Raw genomic sequence first — 17,841 nt, 5'->3', positions numbered from 1 at the left:
GAAGGAGGAATGGGTTTGGATTGGAGCGTAGTTTATGATTATCGGGAATTATTTATACGTGGTGTATGGAATACAGTTCTTCTGACAACGGTTGCGGTCATTTGCGGGACGATCCTGGGCTTGTTCATCGGTTTGGGAAAGATGTCGGATAAGATTTACTTGAAAGCACCAGCCGCCATTTATGTAGAGCTGTTTCGCGGCACGCCCTTATTTCTTCAGATTCTCTTGATCCACACGGCTGTGATTCCAGGCATTTGGGGACTGTTTTTTCCGGAAGCAAAAGTACCGGAAGCTCTCTTTTCCGGTTTTGTAGCCCTGACCTTGAACGCGGCGGCTTATATCGCGGAGATCTTTCGAGCGGGGATTCAATCGATTGATCCTGGTCAAATGGAAGCCGCACGATCGCTGGGAATGACAAAGGGAATGGCCATGCGGTTAATTACCATACCCCAAGCATTTTTACGCATGCTGCCCGCGCTCGGAAATGAGTTTATCGCGTTACTGAAGGATTCTTCCTTGCTGGCTATCATTTCGACACCAGAGCTCGGCTATGCCGCTTTCAACATCGCCAAAAACACCTTCGAGCGCTTTCCGCCGTATCTCACCTCAGGGGCCATCTACCTGGTGCTTACCTTGTTCCTCTCCCGCGTAGTCGTGAGAGGACTGGAGAAAAGATATACTCCTAAATAAAGGGAATGACTGTCGCCGTTTTGGGTAAACTAGGAACGAACGCTGCAGGATACTTATCCTAATTTTTTGCAAAAGAAAGGGTTGTGCTGTTTCATGCAAGGCAAAGTAAAATGGTTTAACGCAGAAAAAGGTTTCGGTTTCATCGAGCGGGAGGGTGGTGATGATGTATTCGTCCACTTCTCAGCTATCCAATCAGACGGTTTTCGTAGTCTGGAAGAGGGCCAAGCTGTAGAATTTGATATTGTGGAAGGCGATCGAGGTCCACAAGCAGCTAACGTGGTCAAATTGTAGAAAAACACATGAAATCCCCCTGGCCCAAAGTTGGGTGCAGGGGGATTAGTATATCAGCTGATCATTTTATGAATATGTAACTGGCGGTGCTGCCGCAAATCGAGGAATTCCTCTCCGCGTCGCACCAGAGGACGCATGGGCTCGTCAGTATGAATCATAATAATTTCGACGTCATCCCCGTTGCTCAAAACGGCCTTGGAGCCGACGTACAACAGGACGATGTAATGAATAAAACGAGATACAATTAAAGGGTTCAGCTTGCCCGTGCAGGCCTGTTCCCATAAGATATGGGCGGCTTCGAAAGGCGAAGTGCCTCTGCGATAGACGCGGTCGGTACAAATGGCATCAAACACATCTGCGACACTGATAATCTGGCATTCAAAGGGAAGCGAGTCATTGCTTCGAGCTTGCGGGTAACCGGTGCCATCCATGCGCTCGTGATGCAATAACGCGCACAGAGCCATCAGCTCGCTGGCATCTTCCATGGATTGAAGCAGCTTGTATCCGTATTTTGTGTGCTGCTTCATGATCGCGTATTCTGCATCAGACAGACGTCCTGGCTTGTTCAGCAGCTCATCGGGAATCATCATTTTTCCGACATCGTGCAAGAGACCGCTTTGCCCCAGAAAGTAAATATCCTGCTCCGATCTCCCTAGCAGCTTTCCTATGAGAGCGGCAACGATGCCGACATTCAAAGAATGGCGATACGTATAGTTATCCGTTCCTTCTTTTAAGTAAATGAAGCGGAGAAAACCCCAGCGCTGCAATACTTGATCGAGCAAAGGATAAAAAGCATCGTTAAATTGCTTCAAGGGCGGGACTGTGCCCGAGGCGATTTGTTGGAATAAGCCTTTTGTTTGCTGCACGGCCTGCACGTATTGACGTGCTGCTTGGACTTCACTCCAATGCAAAACAGGGAGAGGCATCTCCGGCTCCGAACCGTGATCCGAGATGTGGATGTTTTGGACTTGATGGGCTTCTAGCAGCCGTATGTCACTCTGATGCAGTACTGCTCCGGCGGGCAGGAGCAGCAGGCCGTACTCATTGTTAACGTCTTGTGCAAGTGTTGCTCCGATAAGAGAATGGGAAGGTTTCACCTCTGCCATGAGGATTCCTCCTGTGCGATATACGACCGCGAAATATGATGAGTAGAGTGACTACTAGGGTATTATATCATAGGGAACATAGTAAGTATTGGTAAAATTCTGTCGATTATTAACGTATTGTAAATATTTCGTATCATTATTTGATGGGAAACAGGAGGATTATTTACATGGACGGCGAATATTCTTAACTAGACGGAAGGAGGTTGGAACCATGAAATTTAACATTCGTGGAGAAAACATTCAAGTCACCGCAGCACTTCGAGAGTATGTGGAAAAGAAAGTCGGCCGTCTCGAAAAATATTTTGAAACACCACAGCCTACCGATGTCCATGTAACGATGAGAGTACATCGAGGAGAAGGCACGATCGAGGTAACCATCCCGCTCGGCGGGGTAATTATCCGGGCAGAGGAAACGCACGAGGATATGTATGCTGCTATCGATCTTGTGGTAGAAAAGCTGGAACGCCAGATTCGCAAGCACAAAACGAAGCTGATGAGACAACTGAGGGTGGATACTATTAGCAAGCAGCCTCAGCGTGAAAATCAGCAAGTTGCAGTAGCGCTTGCCGAAGACAGCGAGGAAGAAGACGTGGACATTAACATCGTCCGCACGAAAAGATTCGATTTAAAACCGATGGATGCTCATGAAGCAGTGATGCAAATGGATATGCTGGGGCACAGCTTTTTCGTCTTCCAGAATAGCGACACGAACGATGTGAGCGTGGTGTATCGCCGAAATGACGGCCGATACGGTTTGATTGAACCGAAATAACGAAACTTTATCTCAAATCACTCGTATAAGACTAGGGAGTTGCTATTGGCAACTCCCTTTACTTGTGTATATGTGAAACAATTTGTTAAAATAGATTTTTAGAGAGAGTTGAATTTCGGAGAATCGGTATTCCTGCTTCAGGGATACGTTGAGCACTCCTATAAAGAGGCGGTTCGGTCTGTTTAGGGAGCATATGGAAGGGGTGTCCTCATGTTAGGACTCGTTAAAAAGATTTTTGGCGATAGCAATGAGCGCGAAGTCAAAAAAATGTTTAAGCGCGTAGAATCCATCAATGCGCTGGAACCAAGCATAGCGGCACTCTCTGACGAGCAGCTGCGTGAAAAGACAGTGGAATTTAAGGCGCGCCTGCAAAACGGAGAGGATCTGGACAAGATTTTGAACGAAGCGTTTGCCGTCGTTCGGGAAGCATCCAAACGGGTTCTCGGCATGAGGCACTTTGACGTTCAGCTGATCGGTGGTATGGTCCTGCAAGAAGGACGCATCTCCGAGATGAAGACCGGTGAAGGGAAAACGCTGGTAGCAACACTGGCTACCTATCTCAATGCCCTGCTTGGAAAAGGTGTTCACGTTGTAACCGTCAATGAATACTTGGCGGAGCGCGACTCGACCATCATGGGTCAGCTGTACAACTTTTTGGGACTCACCGTTGGTCTGAACAAAAATGGACTGGATGCCGAAGAAAAACGGGCAGCCTACGCGTGCGATATTACTTACGGTACCAACAATGAATTCGGCTTTGACTACCTGCGTGACAACATGGTGCTGTACAAAGAACAGATGGTACAACGTCCGCTGTTCTACGCCATCATAGACGAAGTGGACAGCATCCTGATCGACGAAGCGCGTACCCCGTTGATCATTTCGGGTTCTGCGAATCGTTCGACAGAGCTGTACTACATTTGCTCGCACTTCGTCAAACGCATGGAGCAAGACAAAGACTTTACGATTGATGAAAAGCTGAAAATCGTTTCCTTGACAGATGATGGTGTCAGCAAGGTCGAGCAAGCTTTCAATATCGAAAATCTGTATGACACCGCGCACATGACGCTGAACCATCACATCACGGCGGCTTTGAAAGCACAAGTGCTGTTCAAGCGCGACGTAGACTACGTGGTTCAGGAAGGCGAAGTTGTGATCGTTGACGAGTTCACAGGTCGTCTGATGGTGGGACGTCGTTATAGCGATGGTCTGCACCAAGCGATTGAAGCCAAGGAAGGTCTGCGCGTTCAAAGCGAGAGCATGACGCTCGCGACCATTACCCTGCAAAACTACTTCCGTATGTATCAAAAGCTGTCCGGTATGACCGGTACGGCGAAAACGGAAGAAGAAGAATTCAAGAAGATTTACGGGCTCGATGTTGTTGTGATCCCAACGAACAAACCAGTAGCGCGTATCGACCTGCCAGACCTGGTGTTTAAAACAGAGGCAGCCAAGTATCGCGCGGTTGTGAACGACATCGTAGAGCGCCATAAAAAAGGCCAGCCGATTCTGGTCGGTACCATTTCCATTGAAAACTCTGAGCGTCTGTCTCAGATGCTGAAGCAAAAAGGTGTTCCGCACAACGTCTTGAACGCCAAGCAGCATGCGCGCGAGGCAGAGATCGTAGCACGTGCCGGTCAATACGGTGCAGTTACTATCGCAACCAACATGGCAGGTCGTGGTACGGACATTCAGCTGGGCGAAGGTGTAGCTGATTTGGGCGGCTTGCACATTATCGGTACGGAGCGTCACGAGAGCCGCCGTATTGATAACCAGCTGCGGGGTCGTGCCGGCCGTCAAGGGGACCCGGGTTCGTCTCAATTCTTCCTGTCGATGCAGGATGAGCTGATGCGCCGCTTTGGTGCCGACAACATCATGAACATGATGGACCGCTTGGGCATGGAAGAAGACATGCCGATCGAGAGCCGTCTCGTTACACGCGCTGTCGAATCCGCTCAAAAACGGGTAGAGGGCTCCAACTTCGATGCTCGTAAAGGCGTCCTGCAGTACGACGACGTCATGAACCAGCAGCGTTTGGTGATCTACAAGCAGCGCCGCGACATTTTGGAGCAGGAAAACCTCAGCGAGATCGCACTTGGCATGCTGAACAGCGTGCTTGAGCGCAATGTCGAGCTGCATTGTCCAAAAGAAGAGGTACCAGAGGATTGGGACTTGCAAGCTCTGGCGGATGCAGCCAACAATACCTTCCTGCACGACGAAACGATTACCGCAAAAATGCTGAAAGGCAAAGAAGCGGAAGAAATCATGGAGCTGCTGAAAAACGAAGTCGCCAAGCAATACGCACAGCGTGAAGCGGAGATTGGCGATATGATTCGCGAATTTGAAAAAGTGGTCATCCTGCGTGCGGTCGACAGCAAATGGATGGATCACATCGATGCGATGGATCAGCTGCGTCAAGGGATTCACTTGCGCGCGTACGGTCAAAACGATCCATTGCGCGAGTACCAATTCGAGGGCTACGAAATGTTCCAATCCATGGTGGCTGCTGTGGAGGAAGAAGTGGCTATGTATATCATGAAGGCAGAAGTCAGCCAAAACCTGGAGCGCCAGGATGTCATTCGCGGGCAAGGCATGGATCCAAGCCAGCTCCAAACCTCTGGACCATCGGAGCGTCCTGACGATGAGACTTCCGGTGATGCCGATCCGAAAAACCGTGCGCAGCGCCGTGCACAGGAGCAGGAGCGCCGCCGCAGCAACAAGCGCAATCAATAATGGCCCAAACGCCAAAGCATCCCTTCCAAACAGCGAAAGCTGCGGAAGGGATGTTTTTTTCTGCTTCAATCCCTCCTGCATAGACAGCGTTCGTCCCGATCCTGTGTTCCTCGTCGGCATCGGCACGTCGATTTGTCTAACACTGGAAAAAGCCATCGAACGATTCTAGTGGAAAAGATTTGTAAAAACCATAGAATCATAGGTACAACACTTTTTTCCAAATACACGATGACGGGGGAATGAACAATGAAGGCGTCAGTCAACGTGATGGGCATACAAGCAGTAAGCATCCTGGAGCGAATTGCCGGTACATTAAAAGCGGTGCTGCGTGTAGGAAAAGAAAATAGATCGGTACAAATCATCAGTGAAAAAGAGGAGCAATCCCACAAAAAGCCAATCGAGGTGTTTACGGCAAGGGACGCAGTCTTTGCTGAAGAAAGAGTCGTTTCAGAAATTCCGCAGACGCTCTGGATGAACGCCTTTGTGGTTGATCCCAAGGTACTCACAGACAAAGGAAAAACCGGGCAACCAATAGAAGTGAAAAACGAATACAAAAAAGTGAATAAACATACATCCGGTAAAAAACGAGCGACAACATCGCGAGGCGGCCATTTAACACTGGTGAAGGCAAATCAGGTGGGGACAGCCTCCAGAGAAATCCGAGATCTCCGCTCCTCGCCATCACCACCGGCTCGCTGAGTGGCTAAAAACAGAAAAACCAATCACCTTCCCCCTATCTGGCACTGAAGTCAGGTTGCGGATCTGGCAAATTACGATACAATAAACATAGCTTACAGAAGAGAAGGTGATTCGCAACATGGCATTAATCGATATTGCGGACATCAAACAAGAGATGTCCAGTATGGCTAAGCGTTTAGCAGATATCAGGGGGTCTCTTTGACCTCCCAGTAAAAGAGGAGCGTATCGGGGAACTGGAAGAGCGCATGCTGGCACCAGATTTCTGGGATGACAACGATGCAGCGCAGAAAACCATCAGTGAACTGAACGCCGTGAGAAGTCTAGTGGAAACAATGGGCAAGCTTGATTCCCAATACGAAGACCTACAGCTAATGCTCGAGCTGGTCATTGAAGAAGGAGATCAATCCCTCATTCAGGATTTGTACGACAGCACCCAAGAGCTGAGGAAAGCTTTTGAGAGCTTTGAGCTGGAACTGCTGCTGAGCGATCAGTACGATAAGAACAATGCAATCCTGGAGCTGCACCCTGGCGCGGGTGGTACGGAATCTCAGGATTGGGCATCCATGCTCCTGCGCATGTATACACGCTGGGGCGATGCCAAAGGCTTCAAGGTGGAAACCCTGGACTATCTTCCAGGGGACGAAGCGGGTGTCAAAAGCGTGACGCTTTTGATCAAAGGACATAATGCTTACGGGTATTTGAAATCAGAAAAAGGGGTTCATCGACTCGTACGCATTTCGCCATTCGACGCATCCGGACGTCGGCATACTTCCTTTGTGTCCTGCAACGTTCTTCCAGAAATTGAAGACGATAATGCAATCGACATTCGCTCGGAGGACCTCAAGATCGATACGTATCGTTCCAGTGGTGCCGGCGGTCAGCACATCAATACGACCGACTCCGCAGTCCGGATCACCCACTTGCCATCGGGTATCGTCGTGACGTGTCAAACAGAGCGTTCGCAGATCAAAAACCGTGAGCGTGCGATGAAAATGCTGACAGCACGATTGTTTGAGCGCAAACGGGAAGAGCAGGAAAAAACGATGGCAGCCATTCAGGGTGAGCAAAAAGACATCGCATGGGGCAGCCAGATCCGTTCCTATGTCTTCCACCCGTACAGCCTGGTCAAGGACCACCGCACCAACGTAGAGGTAGGCAACGTGCAAGCGGTCATGGACGGGGAGATTGACGTTTTCATCGACGGTTACTTGAGATCTCAAATTAAACAGTAATCAAAGGGTAAAGCGGCGAGGGTGCATCCTGCCGCTTTTTTTTGTTTGGCTATCTTATCGGCAAAGTGGTAATTTGATTAAAGGAATGAATGCATACCCAAACAAAGGAGCGATTCTCATGTTGTATGTAGCGTTTTTACCGATTATCAATCAAGAACTGAATGCAAAAGTAAGACCTGCCCACCTGGAATACCTCAACGACTTGTACAAGCAGGATAAGGTTTTTATGGCAGGTCCTTTCACCGATAAAGAGGGAGGCCTCGTCATTTACAAGGCGTCTTCCCTGGAGGAAGCACGGAAATTGGCAGAAGCAGATCCGGTAGTTGCGGAAGGAGCGCGTACTTTGGAACTGCGTGAATGGAGCCCACTGGAGCTGCCGCTGACGTAATTTAAGGAATGAGTTTGGGAGCTATGAGGCATACTTAGCGAAGAATTATCTAGTAAAGGAGGAAACAGCCCATGAAACGTTCATCACTGTTTGTGGTTGCGGCTGTACTCGTATTCTCGCTAAGTGCCTGTGGCGGAGGAAACACTGCACAACCGCCGGCCAACCAGCCTTCTACCGAAACACCGTCCACGACTGCTCCATCGGGTAGCTACGATGCAGCAACTGCGGAAGCCTTGTTCAAAAATACTTGTGCAGGCTGCCACGGTCAAACTCTGGAAGGTGCTGTAGGTCCGAATCTCCAAAAAGTTGGCGGGCAGCTGAGCAAAGATCAGATTTTGGAAATTTTGAATAACGGTAAAGGCGCCATGCCCCCCGGTTTGGTAAAGGGTGCCGATGCAGAAACACTGGCAGCGTGGCTGGCAGATAAGAAATAAGTAGGTTCGATCCAAGGAAGCGTCCGAGCATATCGGGCGCTTTTTCAACGTATAGGAATTTATAAGCTTTAGGCTTATGAATTCCGGAGCGCATGAAAACTTTCCGCTAAAACGCGGTCGCTCCTTCTTGAATTGGCCTCGATAGAGGTTTTCTTACGTTCTTCCGGTTTTTAGGGTTGTATTCTCCATGAATTTTTATTATTATTCATGTATAAAAATACAGAGAATTCAGCGGAGAAGGGGAGAGATCTATGATTCGGGTCGGGATTGTTGGGGCTACCGGTTACGGTGGAGCGGAATTGATTCGCTTGCTGGCGGGACACCCTCATGTGCAAATAGCCAACTTGTATTCAAGCTCAGCCGAAGGAGAGTCGTTGGAAAAAACGTTTCCGCACGTGAGCGGACTGGGGCTGCCGAAATTGGCGCCAATCGATGCGCAGAGCATGAGCAAGGATAACGATGTCATTTTCCTGGCAACTCCAGCGGGTGTAAGTGCAGATCTTTCTCCGCAATTGATGAAGCTCGGTGGTACAAAGGTCATCGACTTGTCGGGGGATTTCCGACTGGAGTGCGCCGATGCCTACCGGAACTGGTACAAGAAAGAGCCCGCCCCAGCAGAGTGGGTGGAAAAAGCGGTGTACGGCTTGACGGAGTGGAACTACGAGCAAGTGGCAGGAGCATCGCTCGTCGCCAATCCTGGCTGCTATCCGACTGCTACCTTGCTGGCTTTGATCCCCCTGATGCAAAAAGGATGGGTGAAGCCGGACAGCTGGATCGTCGACGCGAAATCCGGTGTATCGGGAGCGGGACGCGGCTTGTCTATGGGGGTACACTACAGTGAAATCAATGAGAGCATTCATGCCTATAAGGTTGCGAAACATCAGCATACACCTGAAATTGAGCAGGAGCTGGCAAAACAATCGGGTATAGCATCACTCGTGCAATTTACTCCCCACTTGGTTCCGATGACCCGCGGGATTCTGGTAACGGCATATGGTCAGCTGGAAACAAAAGTGACACAGGCGCAGGCTCAAGAGCTTTTCGAAGCCACTTATGCGGATAAGCCTTTTGTACGCGTACGCCCGGCAGGATCCCATCCCCATACCAAAGAAGTGCTGGGCTCCAACTACTGCGATATCTCGGTGCATGTAGACGAACGTACGGGTCGCGTCATTGTCCTTTCTGTCATTGACAACATGGTCAAAGGAGCAGCAGGTCAAGCGCTCCAAAACATGAACGTCATGTTCCAAATTCCAGAGAAAGCTGGACTGCCGCTCGTGCCGGTATTCCCGTAAAGAGGAGGAAAGAGGATGGAGGGAATTATCGTCATCAAATGCGGCGGCTCGACGATGGAGCAGCTGCCGGATACCTTCTTTCAAGCCATTGCCAAGCTGCAAGGCGAGGGGAAACCAATCGTCATCGTTCACGGCGGCGGACCGGCTATCAACGGGATGCTGGATAAGGTGCAAATCACACCGCAGTTTGTGGATGGATTGCGCGTGACCTGCGAGGATACCTTGCGCGTGGTAGAAATGGTGCTGTGCGGGAGCATTAACAAAGCGCTGGTGCGGCGACTGACGCAAGCAGGGGCAAAGGCTTGGGGAGCGAGCGGGATCGACGGTCAGACCTTGATCGCGGAAAAGACGACCAAGCCACTCGGATGGGTAGGCGAGGTCAAGCAAGCGGATACAACCATTCCTCTGGCGATCCTCGGTCAAGGCTATGTTCCGGTCATCGCGCCTCTGTCTGTGAGCGCAGATGGCTCCGATGCCTTTAATGTGAATGCAGATATTGCAGCAGGAGCCATCGCGGCTTCGCTGTCGGCCGAGAAGCTGGTCATGGTAACAGATGTTCCAGGTATTCTGCGACCGTTGCCAGATGGCAGCAAAGAGCTGGTACAGGAAACGAGCGCAGACGAGATCCATCAGATGATCGCAGATGGCGTGATTACTGGCGGAATGATTCCGAAGGTTCAGGCTGCTCTGGATGCTTTGAGCCAAGGCGTCAATCAGGTCGTTATTTGCCGGGGAACAGCTGAGGACCTATTGGCAGTCAGCGCAGGAGAAGCAGTCGGAACCACAGTGCGGATGAACGTGATTCAACCACAATAGGAGGGGATTTTCCATGAGTACGGTTACAGCACCCATGCATCTTATGAATAACTATGCACGATGGCCGATTAGTCTGGTGAAAGGACAAGGCAATCAGGTCTGGGACGATCAAGGAAAGGAATATCTCGATTTTACTTCCGGTATCGCCGTAACTTCCTTGGGCCATGTTCCACCAAAGGTAACGGCCAAGCTGCATGAACAGCTCGATACGCTGTGGCATTGCTCCAATCTGGTTCATGTTCCCCAGCAAGGCGTTCTCGCAGAAAAGCTGAGCCGCCTGTCCGGTCTGGACCAAGCCTTTTTCTGCAACAGCGGTGCCGAGGCAAACGAAGGACTGATCAAGCTGGCTCGCCGCTACGCACAAAAAGTAAAAGGGACAGGACGCTACGAAATCATTACGTTTGAACAGTCCTTCCATGGTCGTACGCTGGCTACGCTCACAGCGACAGGGCAAGAGAAAGTAAAAGACGGCTTCGCTCCTCTCCCACAAGGGTTTGTCACTGTACCATACAACGATCTGGATGCAGTCAAGGCAGCTATCACAGATCAAACATGCGCGATCATGCTGGAGCTGGTTCAAGGAGAAGGAGGCGTGCATCCAGCAGAAGAAGCGTGGGTCAAAGCCCTTCGCGAGCTGTGCGATACGCATGGACTGCTCCTGCTGGTAGATGAGATTCAGACCGGTATTGGACGCACGGGCACGTGGTTTGCCTTCCAGCAGTATGATGTGAAGCCAGATGCCATTTCGCTGGCAAAAGGTCTCGGCAGTGGATTCCCGATCGGTGCAGTAGTAGCGACGAAAGAAGTGGCAGAAGCCTTTGCCCCAGGTACACATGGCACCACCTTTGGGGGCAACCCACTCGCGACGACAGCAGGAATCGCTACACTGGATACGATGGAAGAAGAAAACATATTGGAGAAAGTGGCGAAAATCAACAGCCTGATCATTCAGGAGCTGGAGCAGCTTAGAGCGCAGTATCCAGATAAAGTGGCAACCGTTCGCGGAAAAGGACTTCTTCTCGGTGTAGAGCTGTCGATTCCTGCAGCCAATGCCGTGAACTACGCCAGGGAGCAAAAGGGAGTGATTCTCCTGATGGCAGGCCCGAATGTAGTTCGTCTGCTGCCATCCTTTATTACGACCGAGGCAGAAATCAAGCAAGCGGTTGCTGCACTGAGCGAGGGTCTGGCGCAGTCCTAAAACAAATATTGTGTGCATTGGAAAAATGCAACGGGTGAGAAAGGACAAAAAACTCGTTGCATTTTTATAATTACAAATGTATATTAATACAAAGAGTTGCATAAATTTTCGTTAGATGTGCCCTTTGGAGAGGAGTGGCTTTCATAGATGAGCAGAGAGAAAAAAGAAATTGGTATCGGTTATCTCACGCTTGAGAGCGGGGAAGTATTCACAGGAACGTTGTACGGAGCGCCTATCACAGGTTTTGGCGAAGTGGTTTTTCATACAGGAATGACAGGATACCAGGAAGTGATGACTGATCCCTCCTTTGCAGGGCAGATCGTTACATTCACATACCCATTGATCGGAAATTACGGCATTAACGAAAGAGACTACGAAGCCGCACAGCCTGCCCTGACAGGAATGATCGTGAGTGAGCTTTGTCTGGAGCCGAGTCACTACGAATCGACCAAGACGCTGGCTGAAGCTGCAGAGGATTTCGGATTCCCGATCCTGGCTGGAATCGATACACGGACGATCACCAAGCGCGTACGCCAAAACGGTCCGGTATTTGGCGTGATGTCCGACCATCCGCTAGCGGTGGAGGAAGTCGTCGCGATGCGTTACAAGCATGCGAAAAAGTCGCTGGTCGCAAACGTATCCAGCCAGCAGGTCGAGCGTCACCCCGGAGCTGGGGAGCACGTCGTACTGGTCGATCTCGGCATGAAGCAATCCATTTTGGATTCCCTGCTGGAGATGGGCTGCCGCGTGACTGTAGTGCCATTTGACACGAATTTTGCTCAGATTAAAGCGCTGCAGCCAGACGGCCTGATGTTCTCCAATGGCCCTGGCGACCCGGAGCATTTGCTCGCTTATTGCAGTGAGTGGCGCAAAGCCGTCGAGCAATACCCAACCTTGGGAATTTGCTTGGGGCATCAGGTCCTGGCGCTCATGTATGGCGGCAAGACCGAGAAGCTCGCTTACGGCCACCGTGGCAGCAACCATCCGGTGAAAGAGCTTATGACCGGAAAAGTCTATCTGACTTCCCAAAATCACGGATACGTGGTCAAAGAAGAAGCGCTGGATAAGCGATACCTGGCTGTCTCGTATCGCAACGTCAACGATGGCTCAGTCGAAGGACTTCGTCATCTCAGCCTGCCCGTTTTCACTGTGCAGTTCCATCCGGAGGCTCATCCCGGACCTAGCGATACCTCACACATTTTCCACCAATTCTTGCAGTCGATGCGCGTAGTAGGAGCGAAGAATTATGCCTAAATTGTCCCACATCCATAAAGTGCTGGTTATTGGTTCTGGCCCGATCGTCATCGGTCAGGCTGCAGAATTTGACTATGCGGGCGCACAGGCCTGCCTCTCTCTGAAAGAAGCGGGCGTGCAAGTCGTCCTGGTGAATAATAATCCAGCTACGATCATGACAGATGAACAAGTAGCTGACAAAGTATATTTGGAGCCGCTCACGGTGGAATCCGTGACAGCGATCATCGCGAAGGAGCGTCCAGACGGCCTGCTGCCGACCCTGGGCGGTCAAACCGGTCTCAACCTGGCTGTTTCCTTGTCAGAAGCGGGTGTCCTCGAAAAGTACAGCGTAGAACTGCTGGGTACACCGCTGGCTGCCATTCAAAACGGGGAAGACCGTGAGCTGTTCAAACAACTGATGCAACAAATCGGCGAGCCGGTACCGGAAAGCGACACCGTTGAATCCGTGGATGCGGCTATTGCTTTTGCAAATTCCATCGGCTATCCCGTCATCGTGCGTCCTGCCTATACATTGGGCGGAGCAGGTGGAGGGATCGCTGAGGATGAAGCTACTCTGCGCAAAGTAGCGGCTGGCGGTATCGCGGCTAGCCCGATCGGCCAAGTGCTGATCGAGCGCAGCGTAAAAGGCTGGAAAGAAATCGAATACGAGGTCATGCGGGATGCCAATGACACCTGCATCATCGTTTGTAATATGGAAAACCTCGACCCAGTGGGGATTCATACAGGGGACAGTATCGTCGTAGCCCCCTCCCAGACGCTGACAGATCGCCAGTACCAAATGCTGCGCAGCGTTTCGACCAAGGTTATTCGTTCCTTGGGCGTTGTCGGTGGCTGTAACATTCAGTTCGCCCTGGATCCAAAATCGGATCGCTATGTACTGATCGAAGTAAATCCGCGGGTGAGCCGTTCCAGTGCGCTCGCATCCAAAGCGACGGGTTATCCGATCGCCCGTATCGCTGCAAAGCTGGCTTTGGGCTTTGGTCTGGATGAAGTGCTGAACCCGATTACGGGCTACACATACGCAAGCTTCGAGCCAGCGCTGGACTACATCGTCGTAAAAATCCCGCGCTTCCCGTTTGATAAATTCCCGCTGGCTGACCGCAAGCTGGGTACACAGATGAAGGCGACCGGGGAAGTCATGTCGATCGCACGCAATCTGGAGGCAGGGCTCTTAAAAGCAGTACGTTCCCTGGAGCAAGGCTGCACGCATCTGTCCCGTCCGGAGATGACGACCTGGTCAAAAGAAGAGCTGTCTCGTTCTCTGCAGGAAGCGACAGACATTCGCCTGTTCGTATTCGCGGAAGCCATTCGCAAAGGCTTCACCGAGCAAGAGCTTCACAGCTTGACCGGGGTTGATCCATTCTTCCTGCGCAGCCTTCGCAAAATCATCGATCTGGAAATCGAGCTGGCATGCTGCGAGGGCACCGAACTGCCTGAGCAATTGCTCTTGGAAGCGAAGCGCCGCGGATTTGCGGATGAGACGATCGCGTCTTTGGCCGGACGCACGTCGGCTGAAATCATAGGGATGCGCGATCAGGCAGGCATTGCCCCGACCTACAAAATCGTAGATACATGCGCAGCCGAGTTCGATGCGCAAACGCCGTACTATTATTCCGACTGGCAGGGTGTAGATGAAGTGGCTACCTTGGAAGGCCGCAAAGTCATGGTGCTCGGCTCTGGTCCCATCCGGATCGGACAAGGAATTGAGTTTGACTACTGCTCCGTGCACGCAGCCAAATCATTGCAAAAGAACGGGATCGCTGCTGTTGTCGTAAACAACAACCCGGAAACAGTAAGTACGGACTATGAAACAGCGGACCACTTGTACTTTGAACCACTCCATGTGGAAGACGTCCTGCATATCGCAGAGCGCGAGCAGGTAGAAGGCGTGATGGTGCAGTTCGGTGGCCAAACAGCAATCAATCTCGCAGCCAAGCTGGAAAAAGCCGGTCTGAAAGTGATGGGAACGTCCCTGTCGGCTATCGAGCGTGCGGAAGACCGCGAGCTGTTCTATGAAATGCTGCGCAAGCTGGACATCCCGCACATCCCGGGGAAAGGCGTTTCCTCGCTGGAGGACGCAACTGCGATCGCAGAAGAAATCGGGTTCCCTGTCCTGATGCGCCCGTCTTACGTAATCGGCGGTCAAGGGATGGTTGTCGTTCACGACCTCACTGAGCTTGCGGCGACGATCAACGGCTGGTTGAATCATCCTGACAGCAAGACGTTCTTCCCGCTGCTGGTGGACAAATACGTTCCGGGCAGCGAAGCAGAAGTGGATGCCGTTTGCGACGGCGAAAGCGTCATTATCCCAGGAATCTTCCAGCATGTTGAAAAAGCCGGAATTCACTCCGGCGATAGCGTGGCTCTGTTCCCGGCTCCTGGCTTGTCAGATGAGATCAAGCAGAAGATCGCGAGCTATACCGAGGCAATCGCGAAAGAAATGGGAGCGGTTGGCTTGATCAACATCCAGTTTGTGATCGATGGAAGCACGGTTTACGTGCTGGAAGTGAATCCGCGTGCCTCCCGTACGGTTCCAATTACGAGCAAGGTAACAGGAATCCCGATGGTTCAACTGGCTGTTCAAGCACAACTGGGTGAGAAATTGGCGAATATGGGATACAGTACAGGACTCTTGCCGGATATTCCTTTCGCGGTCGTTAAAGCTCCCGTGTTCTCAACGGTAAAGCTGAACGGCGTAGACCCTGTCCTAGGTCCAGAAATGAAATCGACAGGCGAAGTGCTCGGCCTCGGGCGCTCCTTTGCGGAAGCGGCTGGCAAGGCATTCGCATTCAAAGATAATTTTTATGGTGACTGGAAAGCAGGCCATCTGGTGATTGCGTCCTTAAAAGACGCCGACAAGCAGGCAGATATCAGCAAAACGCTAGCACAGCTTCAAGCAGAGGGGGGCGTGCTGGCAGCGACAGCCGGAACAGCAGCATGGCTGCAAGAGACCGGAGTAACAGTCAGTCATGTCATCGAAAATGAGGCAAAACTGAACGAACTGCTGCAAAAAGACAAAGCAGCCTTTGCCCTGATCACAGCGACGATCGGAAATCGTCATGGCCGTACCGGATTCGCCCTGCGTGGTCGTCTGGTGCAGCACGGTGTACCGCTGTTCTCAGCAGTCGAAACCTTTGATTTGTACGTGAAATCCATTCTTGAGAAAAGAGGTGGCTCGCATGCAGCCAGTGAAGATATTGGAACACTTTCCAAACTTGCCGCTCAGCAAGCATAAAGGAAAGGACCTGCTCAGAATCGACGAGTTTAACGGGGAAGAACTGATGGAGCTGCTGCATCTGGCCGCTCACATCAAGCAACTGCAAAAGCTGGGACAGCCGTTCCAGCCGCTGCAGGGCAAGACCTTGGGAATGATTTTTGACAAGGCTTCTACCCGTACCCGCGTATCCTTCGAAGTAGGGATGTATCAGCTGGGGGGCATGGGTATGTTCCTGAGCGGAAAAGAACTGCAGCTGGGACGCGGTGAGCCGATCAGCGATACAGCGAAAGTGCTATCCCGCTATGTAGATGCGATCATGATTCGCACGTTCTCCCACTCCTATGTAGAAGAGCTGGCAGAGCATGCATCCATCCCGATCATCAACGGGCTGACCGATCTGTACCACCCTTGCCAGGCCTTGGCTGACATGCTCACGATCTGGGAGCATAAAGGCAAGCTGAAGGGAATCAAGCTGGCGTATGTCGGCGATGGCAACAACGTAGCAAATTCACTGGTTCTGGCAGCGGTCCTCTTGGGAATGGACGTGCGCGTAGCGACCCCGGTCGGCTATGAAATGGACGCCGCAATCGTTCAAAAAGCGACAGAATACGCGAAACAAAGCGGCGGAAACATGACTGTGACGTATGACCCAGCCGAAGCGGTTGCAGGAGCGGATGCGGTGTATACCGACGTTTGGACCAGCATGGGCTTTGAAGCAGAGAATGAAGTCAGATTGAAAGCCTTCGCGAACTACCAAGTCAACGAACAGCTGGTCGCACAGGCAGATCCGAGCTATTTGTTCCTGCATTGCTTGCCTGCTCACCGCGGGGAAGAAGTGACTGCCGGCGTGATTGACGGAGCTCGCTCCTTCATTTTCGATCAGGCAGAAAATCGCCTCCATGCACAAAAAGCGATTCTTGCCGCGCTAGTGTGAGTAAAGGGCTAATTCAAAAGAACTATTTATAGATAAAATCTAGTAAACTATGAATATTTGATTGCCGAAATTTGTCACTTATGTGTAAAATATAGGTATGAAAGTCGCGAAGAAGTACGGACTGTATTTGGTCGCTTGGTCCGTATGGAGCCAGTAGCGAATCCGCCCTTTTCTCGTAAGAAAAGGAAAGACGCGCAGGGGCTGTAAATGGTCGCTTGGCCCCTGGGTTATGACCAGTAGCGAAGCCAGCTTTCTCCACTATTTTAAAGGGGGGGAAATATATATGAAAAAATGGGTCGCAGCAATCTTGATGGTGGCAGCTATCGTAGCAGCTACATCTGCAAATTTCAACATTGGCTAATAATTGCATGGAAGAAACACCGCTTTGATGAGTGGTGTTTTTTCTTCAACCCTTGGAGGAAAGCCAAATGCTATTAGATGTAATCTGTTTATCATTTATAGTTGCGCTGATTCGGAAGGGAAGAATCAGAGAATTCCCAAAATTTAACAAGATATGGCTTTTAGCTATAAGTATTGGACTCCAAGTTTGTTCCGCGCTTTTTCACTCACTAGGAGGCATCTTCATTTCAGCAGCATACGTGCTTATCTTGGCTTTTTTACTGTTTAATCGAAAATATGAAGACATGAGAATTTTTATGGTCGGTTGGTTTTTAAATGCCATTGCAATATGGACAAATGGTGGGAAGATGCCAATTGATTTAGAACAGGCAAAGAAGCTGCCGTATGATCTAGAACCAATTATTAACTCAACTTTCGCAGCT

General features: G+C 50.8%; 16 protein-coding genes. 15 read left to right on the top strand and 1 reads right to left on the bottom strand.

What is annotated here, in order from left to right; genetic code table 11:
* Nucleotides 1-9 precede the first annotated feature (9 nt).
* Together EDM55_RS15565 and cspD are read left to right on the top strand one after the other, a co-directional pair.
* Complete coding sequence (locus EDM55_RS15565; RefSeq protein ID WP_170184488.1) at nucleotides 10-690, top strand: amino acid ABC transporter permease; 681 nt, start codon at nucleotides 10-12, stop codon at nucleotides 688-690.
* 93 nt (nucleotides 691-783) lie between these two features.
* Nucleotides 784-981, top strand: a complete 198-nt coding sequence (gene cspD, locus EDM55_RS15560) for a cold-shock protein CspD (RefSeq protein WP_055746341.1) — start codon at nucleotides 784-786, stop codon at nucleotides 979-981.
* A 53-nt stretch (nucleotides 982-1,034) separates the two neighbouring features.
* Here the strand turns inward: cspD and EDM55_RS15555 are convergent, their stop codons facing one another.
* A complete protein-coding gene (locus EDM55_RS15555) occupies nucleotides 1,035-2,087 on the bottom strand; it encodes an HD-GYP domain-containing protein (RefSeq protein WP_122960719.1) in 1,053 nt (350 codons plus the stop codon).
* A gap of 211 nt (nucleotides 2,088-2,298) precedes the next feature.
* On the opposite strand from EDM55_RS15555, the gene hpf reads away from it, so the two are divergent.
* The 13 genes from hpf to EDM55_RS15490 form a co-directional block, all read left to right on the top strand.
* A complete protein-coding gene (hpf, locus tag EDM55_RS15550; protein WP_092275531.1) occupies nucleotides 2,299-2,859 on the top strand; it encodes a ribosome hibernation-promoting factor, HPF/YfiA family in 561 nt (186 codons plus the stop codon).
* 210 nt (nucleotides 2,860-3,069) lie between these two features.
* Complete coding sequence (secA, locus tag EDM55_RS15545; protein WP_122960718.1) at nucleotides 3,070-5,592, top strand: preprotein translocase subunit SecA; 2,523 nt, start codon at nucleotides 3,070-3,072, stop codon at nucleotides 5,590-5,592.
* Nucleotides 5,593-5,838: 246 nt separating this feature from the next.
* Nucleotides 5,839-6,291, top strand: a complete 453-nt coding sequence (locus EDM55_RS15540; protein WP_092275537.1) for a hypothetical protein — start codon at nucleotides 5,839-5,841, stop codon at nucleotides 6,289-6,291.
* A 118-nt stretch (nucleotides 6,292-6,409) separates the two neighbouring features.
* Nucleotides 6,410-7,523 (top strand): peptide chain release factor 2 gene (gene prfB, locus EDM55_RS15535; RefSeq protein WP_122960717.1). Its coding sequence is split into 2 segments (ribosomal slippage): nucleotides 6,410-6,490 and nucleotides 6,492-7,523, totalling 1,113 coding nucleotides; the frame shifts between segments, so codons are not numbered across the junction.
* A gap of 118 nt (nucleotides 7,524-7,641) precedes the next feature.
* Nucleotides 7,642-7,911, top strand: a complete 270-nt coding sequence (locus EDM55_RS15530) for a YciI family protein (protein ID WP_092275543.1) — start codon at nucleotides 7,642-7,644, stop codon at nucleotides 7,909-7,911.
* Between the two features lie 71 nt (nucleotides 7,912-7,982).
* Nucleotides 7,983-8,345 carry a cytochrome c551 gene (gene cccB / locus EDM55_RS15525; RefSeq protein ID WP_092275546.1) on the top strand — a complete coding sequence of 121 codons (363 nt, stop codon included), beginning with the start codon at nucleotides 7,983-7,985 and terminating at the stop codon, nucleotides 8,343-8,345.
* 251 nt (nucleotides 8,346-8,596) lie between these two features.
* On the top strand, nucleotides 8,597-9,640 hold the full coding sequence (gene argC / locus EDM55_RS15520) for an N-acetyl-gamma-glutamyl-phosphate reductase (protein WP_122960716.1): 1,044 nt from the start codon (nucleotides 8,597-8,599) through the stop codon (nucleotides 9,638-9,640).
* 15 nt (nucleotides 9,641-9,655) lie between these two features.
* A complete protein-coding gene (gene argB, locus EDM55_RS15515) occupies nucleotides 9,656-10,456 on the top strand; it encodes an acetylglutamate kinase (protein ID WP_122960715.1) in 801 nt (266 codons plus the stop codon).
* A gap of 13 nt (nucleotides 10,457-10,469) precedes the next feature.
* Nucleotides 10,470-11,654 carry an aspartate aminotransferase family protein gene (locus tag EDM55_RS15510; protein ID WP_122960714.1) on the top strand — a complete coding sequence of 395 codons (1,185 nt, stop codon included), beginning with the start codon at nucleotides 10,470-10,472 and terminating at the stop codon, nucleotides 11,652-11,654.
* 147 nt (nucleotides 11,655-11,801) lie between these two features.
* Complete coding sequence (locus EDM55_RS15505) at nucleotides 11,802-12,908, top strand: carbamoyl phosphate synthase small subunit (RefSeq protein ID WP_092275558.1); 1,107 nt, start codon at nucleotides 11,802-11,804, stop codon at nucleotides 12,906-12,908.
* Nucleotides 12,901-16,143 carry a carbamoyl-phosphate synthase (glutamine-hydrolyzing) large subunit gene (carB, locus tag EDM55_RS15500; protein WP_122960713.1) on the top strand — a complete coding sequence of 1,081 codons (3,243 nt, stop codon included), beginning with the start codon at nucleotides 12,901-12,903 and terminating at the stop codon, nucleotides 16,141-16,143. The genes EDM55_RS15505 and carB overlap by 8 nt, the downstream gene beginning before the upstream one ends.
* A complete protein-coding gene (argF, locus tag EDM55_RS15495; RefSeq protein WP_092275564.1) occupies nucleotides 16,088-17,059 on the top strand; it encodes an ornithine carbamoyltransferase in 972 nt (323 codons plus the stop codon). Before carB ends, argF begins: the two co-directional genes overlap by 56 nt.
* A 428-nt stretch (nucleotides 17,060-17,487) precedes the next feature.
* On the top strand, nucleotides 17,488-17,841 hold a 354-nt coding region (locus EDM55_RS15490; protein WP_183191722.1), incomplete at its 3' end, for a DUF5317 family protein.

Origin of the sequence: Brevibacillus centrosporus (genome assembly GCF_003710815.1) — a bacterium.
GTDB classification, from domain to species: Bacteria; Bacillota; Bacilli; order Brevibacillales; family Brevibacillaceae; genus Brevibacillus; species Brevibacillus centrosporus.
Note: the sequence above shows the minus strand (reverse complement) of the source record. Positions and strands in the feature narration are given on the sequence as shown.